This window comes from Klebsiella sp. 10, assembly GCF_018223925.1.
In the GTDB taxonomy this organism is placed as follows: domain Bacteria; phylum Pseudomonadota; class Gammaproteobacteria; order Enterobacterales; family Enterobacteriaceae; genus Klebsiella; species Klebsiella pneumoniae.
This window is the reverse complement of sequence record NZ_JAGRRB010000007.1, coordinates 74,209-88,094: the sequence shown is the minus strand read 5'-3', so window position 1 is coordinate 88,094 and position 13,886 is coordinate 74,209. Positions and strand designations below refer to the sequence as shown.

General features: G+C 56.6%; 10 protein-coding genes. 9 read left to right on the top strand and 1 reads right to left on the bottom strand.

The window, feature by feature from the left end:
- The 6 genes from KHQ26_RS08555 (at position 1) to lysS (ending at position 9,449) form a co-directional block, all read left to right on the top strand.
- The gene (locus tag KHQ26_RS08555) at positions 1-273 is read left to right on the top strand and encodes a DUF1471 domain-containing protein (protein WP_002892402.1); all 273 of its coding nucleotides are present in this window, start codon (positions 1-3) and stop codon (positions 271-273) included.
- A 293-nt stretch (positions 274-566) separates the two neighbouring features.
- Entirely contained in the window at positions 567-2,135 is a 1,569-nt protein-coding gene (cadC, locus tag KHQ26_RS08550) for a lysine decarboxylation/transport transcriptional activator CadC (protein WP_004147422.1), read from the top strand.
- Positions 2,136-2,500: 365 nt separating this feature from the next.
- Positions 2,501-3,835, top strand: coding sequence for a cadaverine/lysine antiporter (gene cadB / locus KHQ26_RS08545; RefSeq protein ID WP_002892484.1), 1,335 nt, complete (start codon positions 2,501-2,503; stop codon positions 3,833-3,835).
- Between the two features lie 82 nt (positions 3,836-3,917).
- On the top strand, positions 3,918-6,065 hold the full coding sequence (gene cadA / locus KHQ26_RS08540) for a lysine decarboxylase CadA (protein WP_002892486.1): 2,148 nt from the start codon (positions 3,918-3,920) through the stop codon (positions 6,063-6,065).
- 59 nt (positions 6,066-6,124) lie between these two features.
- Positions 6,125-7,600: a dipeptide permease DtpD gene (dtpD, locus tag KHQ26_RS08535; RefSeq protein ID WP_004151795.1), complete on the top strand. Its 1,476-nt coding sequence runs from the start codon at positions 6,125-6,127 to the stop codon at positions 7,598-7,600.
- A 331-nt stretch (positions 7,601-7,931) separates the two neighbouring features.
- A complete protein-coding gene (gene lysS, locus KHQ26_RS08530; RefSeq protein WP_002892491.1) occupies positions 7,932-9,449 on the top strand; it encodes a lysine--tRNA ligase in 1,518 nt (505 codons plus the stop codon).
- Positions 9,450-9,525: 76 nt separating this feature from the next.
- Here lysS and KHQ26_RS08525 read toward each other — a convergent pair whose 3' ends face one another.
- Entirely contained in the window at positions 9,526-9,951 is a 426-nt protein-coding gene (locus KHQ26_RS08525) for a hypothetical protein (protein WP_020316409.1), read from the bottom strand.
- Positions 9,952-10,522: 571 nt separating this feature from the next.
- Between KHQ26_RS08525 and iolE the strand changes: the two genes are divergently transcribed.
- From iolE to KHQ26_RS08510, 3 genes are read left to right on the top strand one after another with little or no spacing between them, the layout of a single operon-like run.
- On the top strand, positions 10,523-11,443 hold the full coding sequence (iolE, locus tag KHQ26_RS08520) for a myo-inosose-2 dehydratase (RefSeq protein WP_002892496.1): 921 nt from the start codon (positions 10,523-10,525) through the stop codon (positions 11,441-11,443).
- A complete protein-coding gene (locus KHQ26_RS08515) occupies positions 11,440-12,612 on the top strand; it encodes a Gfo/Idh/MocA family protein (protein ID WP_004142667.1) in 1,173 nt (390 codons plus the stop codon). The genes iolE and KHQ26_RS08515 overlap by 4 nt, the downstream gene beginning before the upstream one ends.
- A 9-nt stretch (positions 12,613-12,621) precedes the next feature.
- On the top strand, positions 12,622-13,653 hold the full coding sequence (locus tag KHQ26_RS08510; protein ID WP_029497349.1) for a Gfo/Idh/MocA family protein: 1,032 nt from the start codon (positions 12,622-12,624) through the stop codon (positions 13,651-13,653).
- The last annotated feature ends 233 nt before the right edge of the window (positions 13,654-13,886 follow it).

The following is a 13,886-nucleotide window of genomic DNA, read 5'->3' as shown; positions in this document are numbered from 1 at the left end:
ATGAAAAAAGTGATAGTCGCGTTAGCCCTTTCCGCCGTTGCATTTGGCGCCTCCGCCGCGCAGTTGATTACCAAAGAAGAAGTGAAACACTTCAAACTGACCAAAGTCGGGCCGATCTCGGTGGGGCCGTCCGGTGGCGAATTCTCTTCGCCTTCCGATCTGCACGATCAGCTCTCCAAGCTGGCCGATGAGAAAGGCGGAAAGTACTACGTGATCACCGCTGCGCGTGAGCATGGCCCTAACTTTGAAGCCACAGCGGAAGTGTATAAATAACCTTTTTTTAAAGCGTGCCGTATCGGCGCGCAACGCATTGAGCCTGGAGCGCGTTAAGCCTCCGGGCTTATTTTTTTCTGCTATCGGAATTGCCTTAGGCAATAGCGGCAGCGGAAATGCGTTTTTATCGCTATATATAGATTTCATGATCACGATGTTAATGAATTATTGCTTTTTATTGTTAATAAAGAGCCAATTCCGGCCTAATGCCTGAGGGAGTGACCCCTGGCAAAAATAGGTAGGACAAATGTGTTATCATCGCGGCTTTCCCTTTTTGTCTGGGGCTTTCTTGTATGCTACAACCTGTTGTTCGCGTCGGTGAATGGCTGGTAACCCCCTCTGTAAACCAAATCAGCAGGAAGGGGCGCCAGCTTACCCTTGAACCGCGTTTAATCGATCTTCTGGTCTTTTTTGCCCGCCATCCGGGGGAAGTGCTTAGCCGGGACGAGCTTATCGAAAACGTCTGGACCCGGAACGTTGTGACCAGCCACGTCGTCACGCAGAGTATTTCTGAACTGCGCAAGTCGCTCAAAGACGGCGACGACGTTAGCCTTGAGTACATCGCGACGGTACCCAAACGGGGGTATAAGCTCACGGTGCCGGTGATCTGGTGCACCGAAGAGGGGGAGGAGCTAGCCCCGTCGATGGAGGCGCTGACGCCTTCGCCGTCGACCGCCGTTCCTGCGCCGCCGGCCGCCGGTGCGCCATCCGACGTCTCTGTCCCTCTCCCTGATGCCGCCGCGCCGCCACCGGCTCCTACCGTGGCCAGCGCGCCGTCAGGCCGCAAGCGCCTCACTACCGCCCTGGTGTGGGGGCTGTTCCTGTTGGCGCTGGGCACCTGCGTGGCGCTGGTGGCGCTGTCGAGCATGGAATCGCGGCCGCCGGTCAACAAGGCGCGTCTGCTGCTCAATCCGCGCGATATCGATATCCACCTGGTGAATGGCAACTCCTGCGCTAACTGGTCGTCGCAGCACTCCTACGCCGTTGGACTGGCCAGCCTGATCACCACCTCGCTGAACACCTTCTCGACCTTTATGGTGCATGACAAAACGGACTACAACATCAATGAACCAAGCAGTTCCGGCAAAACGCTGACCATTGAGTTCGTTAATCAGCGCCATTATCGGGCGCAGCAGTGCTTTATGTCGGTCCAGCTGGTGGACAACGCCGACAGCTCGACGATGCTGGATAAGCGCTACTTTGTGACCAACGATAACCAGCTGACCATCCAGAACGATCTGATGAACAGCCTGTCGGATGCCCTGGCGCAGCCGTGGCCGGCGCGAATGCAGGCGATGCTCAGGCAATATCAGCCCTCGCAAAGCGTGGCGTTAACCTATTTCTACCAGTCGCATCAGCTGTTAATGAAGGGCGACGTCGATTCATTAAGTAAGGCCAGTAGCCTGCTGGATGATGTGATTAAGCGGGCGCCGGATTTTATTTACGCCTATGCCGAAAAAACGCTGGTGGATGTATTGCGCCATTCGCAACAGCCGCTGGACGATAAACAGCTGGCCGCCCTCTACAGTGAAGTCGAGCGGGTAGGGGCGATGCCGGGTATAAAAGACATGGCGATTTATTATCAAATAAAAGCGGTGGATTCATTGGGGAAGGGCAAAGTCGACGAAGCAAATACCGCAATTAATAGTGCGATTGATTTAGAGATGTCATGGCTAAATTATGTGCTGTTAGGCAAAGTCTATGAGATGAAAGGTGAGAACCGTCTGGCTGCCGATTCTTACATCACGGCGTTTAATTTACGTCCTGGCGAAGATACCCTGTACTGGATTGAAAATGGGGTTTTCCAGACGTCGGTTAACCGAGTCGTTCCATATCTCGACAACTTTCTCTCTTCAGAATAAGTAAACCCTCATCATGTGCAAGGTTTTGGGCATGGTGAGGTTAAATTTATGTTTCTCATGAAGCCTCTTGTTGTTATTTTTATTTAGCATTCGGGAGGCTTTAAATAACAGCCAGATAACACGTTCTCCTTCTTCTAACTCACTGTAATACAACGATGTTTATCTTTTTCTGACACCCTGTTGTCATGTTTATATGTTAAGCGAAAAAGGTCAAAATATCATTTGTCTGATGTTTGTTTTTATATCACTTTATCTTTAGGACTTATCTCGTACAAATCAGTAATCTTGTTGGCAGTTGGTCGGGTCAATTAATGGTTCTGTATCATGATCTGTACCTCCCAAATAAACTTAGGAGAAAAACAACCATGAGTTCTGCCAAGAAGATCGGGCTATTTGCCTGTACCGGTGTCGTCGCCGGTAATATGATGGGGAGCGGGATTGCATTATTACCTGCGAACCTGGCCAGCATCGGTGGTATTGCCATTTGGGGCTGGGTGATTTCAATTATTGGTGCGATGTCTCTGGCTTATGTTTATGCCCGACTGGCCACTAAAAACCCGCAGCAGGGCGGTCCTATTGCCTACGCTGGCGAAATATCTCCGGCATTCGGTTTCCAGACCGGTGTCCTTTATTATCATGCAAACTGGATTGGTAACCTGGCCATCGGGATTACCGCAGTTTCTTATCTCTCTACGTTCTTCCCAATTTTAAATAACCCGGTGCCAGCAGGTATTGCCTGTATTGCCATCGTGTGGATCTTTACTTTCGTTAATATGCTCGGCGGGACCTGGGTCAGCCGTCTGACCACTATTGGTCTGGTACTGGTGCTTATTCCGGTAGTCATGACCGCGGTCGTCGGCTGGCACTGGTTTGATGTCGCTACCTATCAGGCGAACTGGAATACCTCCAGCACCACCGATAGCCACGCGGTTATTAAAAGTATCCTGCTCTGCCTGTGGGCCTTCGTTGGCGTAGAATCCGCCGCCGTGAGTACCGGGATGGTGAAAAACCCGAAACGTACCGTGCCGCTGGCTACCATGCTGGGCACTGCGATGGCCGGTATCGTCTACATCGCCGCGACTCAGGTTATCGCCGGTATGTATCCTGCTTCTCAGATGGCCGCGTCCGGTGCGCCGTTCGCAATTAGCGCCTCTACCATCCTCGGCGGCTGGGCTGCACCGATGGTATCCGCTTTCACCGCCTTTGCCTGCCTGACTTCTCTGGGCTCGTGGATGATGCTGGTTGGCCAGGCCGGTGTACGTGCCGCCAACGACGGTAACTTCCCGAAAGTGTATGGCGAAGTTGATAACAACGGTATTCCGAAAAAAGGCCTGCTGCTGGCCGCAGTGAAAATGACCGCGCTGATGGTGCTGATTACCCTGATGAACTCCGCCGGTGGTAAAGCCTCTGACCTGTTCGGCGAACTGACCGGTATCGCGGTACTGCTGACCATGCTGCCTTACTTCTACTCCTGTGTTGACCTGATTCGTTTCGAAGGCATCAACATCCGTAACTTCGTTAGCCTGATTTGTTCGGTACTGGGTTGCGTGTTCTGCTTCATCGCGCTGATGGGCGCAAGCTCCTTCGAACTGGCCGGCACTTTCATCGTTAGCCTGATTATCCTGATGTTCTACGGTCGCAAAATGCACCAGCGCCAGAACAACGCATCGGATAACAACACCACCGCTAACGCGCACTAATCAGCAACCCGTTTTCCTGAGGCTCCTTCCATCACCTGTCATCACGCGACGGGAGGGGCTTTCTACATCTGGAGATTTGACTATGAACGTTATTGCAATCATGAATCACATGGGGGTTTACTTCAAAGAAGAACCCATCCGTGAACTGCATCGTGCTCTCGAACGCCTGGACTTCCGTATTGTCTACCCGAACGACCGTGACGACTTATTAAAACTTATTGAAAACAACTCTCGTCTGTGCGGCGTGATCTTCGACTGGGATAAATACAATCTCGAACTGTGCGAAGAAATCAGCAAAATGAACGAGTACATGCCGCTGTATGCGTTCGCTAACACCTACTCCACTCTGGACGTTAGCCTGAACGATCTGCGCATGCAGGTTCGCTTCTTCGAATATGCGCTGGGCGCTGCGGAAGATATCGCGAACAAAATCAAACAGAACACTGACGAATACATCGACACCATTCTGCCGCCGCTGACCAAAGCGCTGTTCAAATATGTCCGTGAAGGTAAATATACCTTCTGTACCCCAGGCCACATGGGCGGTACCGCGTTCCAGAAAAGCCCGGTAGGCAGCATCTTCTACGATTTCTTTGGCTCCAACACCATGAAATCCGATATCTCCATTTCGGTTTCTGAACTGGGTTCCCTGCTGGACCACAGCGGCCCGCACAAAGAAGCGGAAGAGTATATCGCTCGCGTGTTTAACGCAGAACGCAGCTACATGGTGACCAACGGTACTTCTACCGCTAACAAAATCGTCGGCATGTACTCCGCGCCGGCCGGCAGCACCGTGCTGATTGACCGTAACTGCCACAAATCGCTGACTCACCTGATGATGATGAGCGACATTACGCCGATCTACTTCCGTCCGACCCGTAACGCCTACGGTATCCTCGGCGGTATTCCGCAGAGCGAATTCCAGCACGCGACTATCGCCAAGCGTGTGAAAGAGACGCCGAATGCGACCTGGCCGGTACACGCGGTTATCACCAACTCAACCTATGATGGTCTGCTGTACAACACCGACTTCATCAAGAAAACCCTGGATGTGAAATCCATCCACTTTGACTCCGCGTGGGTGCCTTACACCAACTTCTCGCCGATCTATGAAGGCAAATGCGGGATGAGCGGCGGCCGCGTCGAAGGGAAAGTGATTTACGAAACCCAGTCCACGCACAAACTGCTGGCGGCGTTCTCCCAGGCGTCGATGATCCACGTGAAAGGCGACGTAAACGAAGAGACCTTCAACGAAGCCTACATGATGCACACCACCACTTCCCCGCACTACGGGATCGTGGCGTCCACCGAAACCGCGGCGGCGATGATGAAGGGGAACGCTGGTAAGCGTCTGATCGATGGCTCTATTGAACGTTCCATCAAGTTCCGTAAAGAGATCAAACGTCTGAAAGGCGAGTCTGACGGCTGGTTCTTCGACGTCTGGCAGCCGGAGCATATCGATGGTCCTGAATGCTGGCCGCTGCGTTCCGACAGCGCATGGCACGGTTTCAAAAACATCGATAACGAACACATGTACCTCGACCCGATCAAAGTCACGCTGCTGACTCCGGGGATGAAGAAAGACGGCACCATGGATGACTTCGGTATTCCGGCAAGCATCGTGGCGAAATATCTCGACGAACACGGCATCGTGGTAGAGAAAACCGGTCCGTACAACCTGCTGTTCCTGTTCAGTATCGGTATCGATAAGACTAAAGCGCTGAGCCTACTGCGTGCGCTGACCGACTTCAAACGCGCGTTCGACCTGAACCTGCGGGTGAAAAACATGCTGCCGTCGCTGTACCGTGAAGATCCTGAATTCTATGAAAACATGCGTATTCAGGACCTCGCGCAGAACATTCACAAACTGATTGAGCATCACAACCTGCCGGATCTGATGTTCCGCGCGTTTGAAGTGCTGCCATCGATGGTGATGACCCCGTATGCCGCGTTCCAGAAAGAGCTGCACGGTCAGACGGAAGAAGTGTATCTCGAAGAGATGGTCGGCCGCGTCAACGCCAACATGATCCTGCCGTATCCTCCGGGAGTGCCGCTGGTGATGCCGGGTGAGATGATCACCGAAGAGAGCCGTCCGGTGCTGGAGTTCCTGCAGATGCTGTGCGAAATCGGCGCCCACTATCCAGGCTTCGAAACCGATATCCACGGCGCCTATCGTCAGGCGGATGGTCGTTACACCGTTAAAGTGCTGAAAGAAGAGAATAACAAGTAATAGACGCACACCAGGGAAGTGGCTTGCCACTTCCCTTTTTCACGCTGCAAGGAGAACACATGAAAACACCCTCACAGCCGCGCGCGATTTACTACATCGTTGCGATCCAGATCTGGGAGTACTTCAGCTTTTACGGCATGCGCGCCTTACTCATCCTTTACCTTACCCACCAGCTTGGCTTCGACGACAGCCACGCCATCAGCCTGTTCAGCGCTTACGCATCTCTGGTTTACGTTACCCCTATTCTCGGCGGCTGGCTTGCCGACCGCCTGCTCGGCAACCGCACGGCGGTAATTGCCGGGGCGCTGTTGATGACCCTCGGCCATGTGGTGCTGGGCGTTGAGTCGACCTCCGCATGGAGTTTGTACGTCGCGCTGGCGATCATCATCTGCGGCTACGGCCTGTTTAAATCCAATATCAGCTGCCTGCTTGGCGAACTGTACGCTCACGACGACCCGCGTCGCGACGGCGGTTTCTCGCTGCTGTACGCCGCCGGCAACGTCGGCTCGATTGCCGCGCCCATCGCCTGCGGACTGGCGGCGCAGTGGTACGGCTGGCATATCGGCTTCGCCCTTGCGGGGATCGGTATGTTTATCGGCCTGATGATTTTCTTAAGCGGCAGCCGCCACTTCCGGCATACCCGCGGCGTCGATAAACCGGCGCTGCGGGCGGTGAAGTTCGTGCTGCCGACCTGGGGCTGGCTGCTGGTGATGCTCTGCCTGGCGCCGGTATTTTTCACGCTGCTGCTGCAAAACAACTGGTCCGGCTATCTGCTAGCGATCGTCTGCCTGTTCGCCGCCCAGATGGTGGCGCGGATCATGATCAAAGCCCCGGAGCATCGTCGCGCGCTGTGGCAGATCGTCCTGCTGATGCTCGCCGGAACGTTGTTCTGGGTGCTGGCGCAGCAGGGCGGGAGCTCGATTAGCCTGTTTATCGACCACTTCGTCAATCGTCGTCTGCTGAACTGGGACGTGCCGACCGCGCTGTTCCAGTCGGTTAACGCGATAGCGGTGATGGCGGCCGGCGTGGTGCTGGCGTGGCTGATGCGCCCGGAAGGCAGCGTGCGTTCGGTGCTGCGCGTCTGGCTGAAATTTTCTTTCGGCCTGCTGCTGATGGGCGGCGGCTTTATGCTGCTGGCGCTCAATGCCCGCCATGGCGCGGCTGACGGTCAGGCCTCGATGGGCATGATGGTCGCCGGGCTGGCGATGATGGGCTTTGCCGAACTGTTTATCGACCCGGTGGCGATGGCGCAAATCACCCGTCTGAACATGCCCGGCGTCACCGGCGTATTGACCGGCATTTATATGCTGGCCACCGGCGCGGTGGCCAACTGGCTGGCGGGCGTGGTCGCCCAGCAAACCACCGAATCGCAAATCAGCGATACGGCGATTGCCGCCTATCAGCATTTCTTCGCGCAGATGGGCGAATGGACCCTTGGCTGCGTGGCGGTGATGGTCATTATCGCCTTTGCCGCGGCCTGTAGCGTCGGCAAACGTCGTGCGGCTGCCGGTGAAATTACCGGCGGCGGCGCCTGACGCTCGTCCCGGCTCGTGGCGTAAACACCTTGTCCGGGCTGCGATTCGTAGCCCCGGTAAGCGCAGCGCGACCGGGGACATTACCTCAACAGCGGAGCGCGAAGTCGCTCCTTGCACAGCTTAGTGAACAGGAGGAGGATATTCTGGCATGCGCGGAGGCCAACGATAAAAAATACCGTTACTGAAGCCATAGCTGAGTGAGATCAGCTTGGAGTGAATCCAGGATCGTTAAGATTGTGCTCTGGTGTCTTCCCAGAGACAGGCCGCGCGGAAGGGTGACCTGGTTCAATTTATCGAAGCTAGTTTGAAAGCAAGGTTATGAGGAATCCATATGTCTGAACAACAAGCACAAGGTGCCGATGAGGCCATTGACCTTAATAATGAACTGAAAGCTCGTCGCGAAAAACTGGCTGCGCTGCGTGAGCAGGGCGTAGCTTTCCCCAACGATTTCCGTCGCGATCATACCTCTGACCAATTGCATGCTGAATTCGATGCGAAGGACAACGATGAACTCGCTTCCCTGAACGTTGAAGTTGCGGTGGCTGGTCGGATGATGACCCGTCGCGTGATGGGCAAAGCCTCCTTCGTCACCCTCCAGGACGTCGGCGGCCGCATTCAGCTGTACGTGGCGCGCGATGACCTGCCGGAAGGCGTCTACAACGAACAGTTTAAGAAATGGGACCTCGGCGATATCATCGCCGCCCGCGGCAAGCTGTTCAAAACGCAAACCGGCGAACTCTCGATCCACTGCACCGAGCTGCGCCTGCTGACCAAAGCCCTGCGCCCGCTGCCGGATAAATTCCACGGCCTGCAGGATCAGGAAGTTCGCTATCGCCAGCGCTATCTGGATCTGATCGCCAACGAAGAGTCGCGTCATACGTTCCGTATCCGTTCGCAGATCCTCGCCACCATGCGCCAGTTCATGGTGGCTCGTGGCTTTATGGAAGTCGAAACCCCGATGATGCAGGTGATCCCAGGCGGGGCGTCCGCCCGTCCGTTCATCACCCATCACAACGCGCTGGATCTGGATATGTACCTGCGCATCGCGCCGGAACTGTATCTGAAACGTCTGGTGGTTGGCGGTTTTGAACGCGTGTTTGAAATCAACCGCAACTTCCGCAACGAAGGGATCTCGGTACGCCATAACCCAGAGTTCACCATGATGGAACTGTATATGGCGTATGCGGACTACAAAGACCTGATCGAACTGACCGAGTCGTTGTTCCGCACCCTGGCGCAGACGGTGCTGGGCAAAACCGAAGTGCCGTATGGCGACCAGGTGTTTGATTTCGGCAAGCCGTTTGAAAAACTGACCATGCGGGAAGCGATCAAGAAACACCGTCCGGAAACCAACATGGCGGATCTGGATAACTTCGACGCGGCGAAAGCGCTGGCGGAATCTATCGGTATTCAGGTAGAGAAAAGCTGGGGGCTGGGACGCATAGTTACCGAAATCTTTGACGAAGTGGCGGAAGCGCATCTGATTCAGCCGACCTTCATCACCGAATACCCGGCGGAAGTTTCTCCGCTGGCGCGCCGTAACGACGTCAACCCGGAAATCACTGACCGCTTTGAATTCTTCATCGGCGGCCGCGAAATCGGTAACGGTTTCAGCGAGCTGAACGATGCCGAAGACCAGGCGCAGCGCTTCCAGGATCAGGTGAACGCCAAAGCGGCGGGCGATGACGAAGCGATGTTCTACGACGAAGACTACGTGACCGCCCTCGAGTACGGCCTACCGCCGACCGCCGGTCTGGGTATCGGTATCGACCGCATGGTGATGCTGTTTACCAACAGCCATACCATCCGCGACGTGATCCTCTTCCCGGCCATGCGTCCGCAGAAGTAATCCGTTGCACTCCCTCCCGGCCTGCGCCGGGAGGTTCTCCCTGCATTATCCCCGGCCTGTCGGCAGAGCGATGTTATTACAGGACTTTTTGCAACGTGCCGCGCTGGCTGCCGTTTGCCCATACGCCGTTAAAGGCGTCGTTCAGCGTAAAGGCTGAGCTTTTCACCCGGAAGGTCAGTTTACCCTGGCTGGCTTTCCCCTCCTCGACCAGATGGCCGCGGGTTTTCACCGTTTTAGCGGTGACGGTAATCTCATCAATTTTATCGCCATACTCCGTATAAACATACCAGGTGCCCACCCAGGGGCCGAAGCCGCTGTCGGCCTGCTGCGCGGCGGCGGCATTCTCGGCTTTGGTTTTATGAATATCGCAGGTGATCCCGTCGGTCATCTGCGTGCAGCCGGAACGTTCAAGCTGTTCCCGGTATTTCGCGCTAATGGCGTGGGCCGGCGCGGCGGCGACCAGCGCCAGGGTGAGGGTGGTGAAAAGCCAGGTCTTATTCATCTTATTGTTTCTCATCGCGATAGCGGCGTGCCGGGCCAGAGAGAGGGATACACGTTGGTGTATTCTCCCGTTGGCGTCAGAATAAAATAACCCAACCAGTCCTGATAAGTAATTAGCAAGAGGCTCTGGGGTTATTTATTAGTAAAGCATCAAAGTTTCATGCTTATTTCGCAAGCCAACCTTCCCACAGCTTGTCATATTATTGCAGAGAGAATGTTAATTATTTGATGTTTTAAAAGCGGCTATGTGTCATTCAGGCAAATAATAGCAGGCCTGTCCTTGGCGCACGGCAAAAGCCCGCGCTGGTGCGGTGTTGAGTTTTTTTCATATTGCTATCATCATATTTCGAATGAAAGGGATAACCTCTGAAGCGGGTTATTAAGCCAGTAATTTTTATCCGCAAAATAAGCCGGCGGCAAGCATTGTTTCCATTTATTTTTCAGGGTTACCTGAAATAGCGAATATACCGCCAGCGCAATGATGGATTTCCATCATTTCTCCGTTTTCATCGTCGGTCGTCACCTGCTTATAGTGACGCCAGACAAGACCACAGGGTGGAAAGGAGAACAAGATGGCGACAGAGCAACTGCGGTGGGGCGTGAGCCCCCTGTGCTGGACCAACGATGTACTCGAGGATTTAGGCGGTGATATTCCCCTGGATACCTGCCTGCGCGAGGCGCGGGAGGCGGGCTATCAGGGCATTGAGTTAGGACGGAAATTTCCCCGCCAGGCATCAACCCTGGGCCCGCTGCTGGCGGCGGCTGACCTGCGCCTGGCGTCCGGCTGGTACAGCGGCATGCTGGCCGACCGCAGCGTGGAAGCGGAGCTGGAGGCGGTGCGGGAGCACGCCCAGCTCCTCCGGCAGCTCGGCGCGAAGGTGATGGTTTACGGCGAATGCGGGCAACTGCCAGGTGAAACCCCGCTTGATGAGCCTATTTCGCTCTCGCCGCCGTTAAGCCGCGTCAGCCTTGCGGCGTATTGCCACAAGCTGAATACCTTTGCTGACCTGTTGCTGCGCGACTATGACCTCCAGCTGGCCTATCACCATCATCTGATGATGCTGGTGGAGCACGATGACGAGCTGGAGCGGTTTCTGTCTCACACCCATGACAACGTCGGGCTGGCGTTTGATACCGGGCACGCCTTTGTCGCCGGGGTCGAGATCCCGCGCGTACTGCACAAATATGGCCACCGTATCCGCCATCTGCATCTGAAAGACGTGCGTCCGCAGGTGCTGGGGCGTCTGTATCGGGAAAACCTGAGCTTTAACGAGGCGGTGCGCGCCGGGCTGTTTACCATCCCAGGCGACGGCTGCATCGACTATGCGCCGATCCTCGACTTTGTCCGGGACAGCGACTACCGCGGCTGGCTGATTATCGAAGCCGAGCAGGACCCGGCGATGGCGCCGCCGCTGGCCACCGCCAGCCGCGCATATGCCTGGCTGGCGCACCATTTATCTTCCCCTTCATCGTCAGAGGAGTACGCATCATGAGCGCGCGGTTAAATATTGGCCTTATCGGCTCAGGTTTTATGGGGCAGGCACACGCTGACGCTTACCGTCGCGCGGCGATGTTCTATCCCGATCTGCCCAAGCGCCCGCATCTCTACGCGCTGGCGGATCAGGATCAGGCGATGGCCGAACGCCACGCGGCGAAACTGGGGGCGGAAAAGGCCTACGGCGACTGGCGCGAGCTGGTAAACGATCCGCAGGTTGATGTGGTGGATATCACCTCGCCGAACCATCTGCACTACACAATGGCGATGGCGGCGATCGCGGCGGGTAAACATGTCTATTGCGAGAAGCCGCTGGCGGTCAATGAGCAGCAGGCGCAGGAGATGGCGCAGGCGGCACGGCGCGCGGGGGTGAAGACCATGGTGGCCTTTAACAACATCAAAACGCCGGCGGCGCTGCTGGCAAAGCAGATTATCGCCCGGGGAGATATTGGCGAACCGGTGCGCTTTCGCGGCACCTTTGATCAGGGGTTTTATAACGACCCGAACCTGCCCTGGTCCTGGCGCTGCTCGAAAACCCTCGGCGGCAGCGGGGCGCTTGGCGACCTCGGCGCCCATACCCTGTCCGTCGCCCAGTTTTTGCTGGGCGGGATCCGTGAAGTGACCGCCAGCGCGCAAACCTGCCTGCGCCAGCGTCCGGTGCCGCAGACCGATGCCGGGTATGCCAGCCGGGTCGCGGCCGATGCCGAGTGGCGGGAAGTGGAAAATGACGATCAGGTTCAGTGCCTGGTCAATTTCGACAGCGGCGCCGCGGGGGTGATTGAGGCCTCGCGCATCGCCGCCGGTCGGATCTTCGGCGTGTTCTGGGAGGTCTCCGGCACCGAAGGCACGCTGTATATGGATGGGGAGCGCTTTAACGAGCTGCAGGTCTATCGCTTCAACGATGACAAACATGACCGCGGCTTTAAGACGCTGTATGCCGGGAGCCAGATCCCGGCCTATGCCGGCTTCTTCGGCTTCGATTTTGGCGGCGGCGGGCTGGGCTATTTTGACGTCAAGGTGATCGAAGTGCATGACCTGGTGCAGGGGATTTGCGGGGAGGGCGACTGCTATCCCAACTTTGAATTTGGTTTGCAGAATCAGCGCGTGCTGTCGGCGATTGAAGCCTCGATGGCCAGCCGTCGCTGGGTGAACGTGGTTAAAGACTAAGGAGCCGCTATGTTTCCGTCACACTTACCAACCCCGCGCCGCCCGGCGGCGCAGAGCATTCCCATCCTGCGCTGGGGCATTATCGGTCCTGGCTGGATCGCCGAGCGCTTTGTGCACTCATTGAAAACCTACAGCCGGCAGCAGGTGGTGGCGGTGGTTTCCCGCAGCCAGGCGAAGGCCGACCGGGTGGCCGCGGAATGGGGGATCCCCCAGGCTTACGGCCAGGTGGAGGAGATGCTGGCGCGTCCGGATATTGATGCGGTGTATATTGCGACGCCGCACAACCATCACTTTCCCGACGGCATGCAGGCGCTGAAGGCGGGCAAACACGTGCTGATAGAGAAACCCTTCGCCCTCAACCTCGGCGAAGGGCGTGAGCTGCAGGCCGAAGCCGCCCGCCAGGAGAAGCTGGCGCTGGAGGCAATGTGGTGCGATTACGCGCCGAAATATGATGTGATCCGCCAGCTGCTGGAGGATGGGGCGCTCGGCGACCTGCATACCCTGCTGGCCGATCACGGCGAGTATTTCACCCCCGAGCACCGCATCTTCAATGCCGATCTTGCCGGCGGGCCGATGATGGACCTCGGCAGCTATGTGACCTCGTTTGCGCTGATGGTGGGCGGCATGCCGCAGGAGATTGTCGCCTGCGGCAGCGCCACGGCGGAGGGGCTGAACGGTCAGACGTCGATGCTGTTCGGCTGGCAGAACGGGATGCAGGGGTTGTTAAACACCACTTTGTTCAGCAACACGCCGGGCGGGGCGGTGGTGGCCGGACGCCAGGCGACCCTGACGATCGACGGCCAGTTTTACGCCCCCGGCGGCTTCACGCTCGCCGCCAGCCAGGGCGGGCAGGTGCTGCGCTGGGAAGAGCCGCGCAATCGTTACGACCAGCTGTTCTGGCAGGCGGAGCATTTTGCCTGGTGCATCGGGCAGGGGTTGCAGGACTCGCCGCTGCGGCCGCTCAGTCGGGTGCTGCAGAATCTGCAGGTGATGGATGAGGTGCGGCGCCAGGTGGGCGCGGTGTTTAACGAAGAACGCTAAGGAGCCGGCCGGGCATTGGTTTGCAGATAGCGCGAGCGTATCTGCCATTGCCCGGCAAAAGGACGCGTACGATGCCTGATGTCTGTTGCCCGGCGGCGCTGTGCTTGCACGGGCCTGGGATATCTATGCAACCGTTTGATATTAAATCAGATTAGTGCCTGTGTTATGTAGGCCGAGCAAGGCGACGCCGCCGCCCGGCATAAAACGGCTCCGCGTCGGCTGTTCTTGCCCGG

What these genes read in the sequence shown, in the direction of transcription:
- cadB (WP_002892484.1), top strand. Translation starts at nt 2,501, where the DNA reads ATGAGTTCTGCCAAGAAGATCGGGCTATTTGCCTGTACCGGTGTCGTC.
- cadC (WP_004147422.1), top strand. Translation starts at nt 567, where the DNA reads ATGCTACAACCTGTTGTTCGCGTCGGTGAATGGCTGGTAACCCCCTCT.
- KHQ26_RS08525 (WP_020316409.1), bottom strand. Translation starts at nt 9,951, where the DNA reads ATGAATAAGACCTGGCTTTTCACCACCCTCACCCTGGCGCTGGTCGCC.
- KHQ26_RS08510 (WP_029497349.1), top strand. Translation starts at nt 12,622, where the DNA reads ATGTTTCCGTCACACTTACCAACCCCGCGCCGCCCGGCGGCGCAGAGC.
- cadA (WP_002892486.1), top strand. Translation starts at nt 3,918, where the DNA reads ATGAACGTTATTGCAATCATGAATCACATGGGGGTTTACTTCAAAGAA.
- dtpD (WP_004151795.1), top strand. Translation starts at nt 6,125, where the DNA reads ATGAAAACACCCTCACAGCCGCGCGCGATTTACTACATCGTTGCGATC.
- iolE (WP_002892496.1), top strand. Translation starts at nt 10,523, where the DNA reads ATGGCGACAGAGCAACTGCGGTGGGGCGTGAGCCCCCTGTGCTGGACC.
- KHQ26_RS08555 (WP_002892402.1), top strand. Translation starts at nt 1, where the DNA reads ATGAAAAAAGTGATAGTCGCGTTAGCCCTTTCCGCCGTTGCATTTGGC.
- lysS (WP_002892491.1), top strand. Translation starts at nt 7,932, where the DNA reads ATGTCTGAACAACAAGCACAAGGTGCCGATGAGGCCATTGACCTTAAT.
- KHQ26_RS08515 (WP_004142667.1), top strand. Translation starts at nt 11,440, where the DNA reads ATGAGCGCGCGGTTAAATATTGGCCTTATCGGCTCAGGTTTTATGGGG.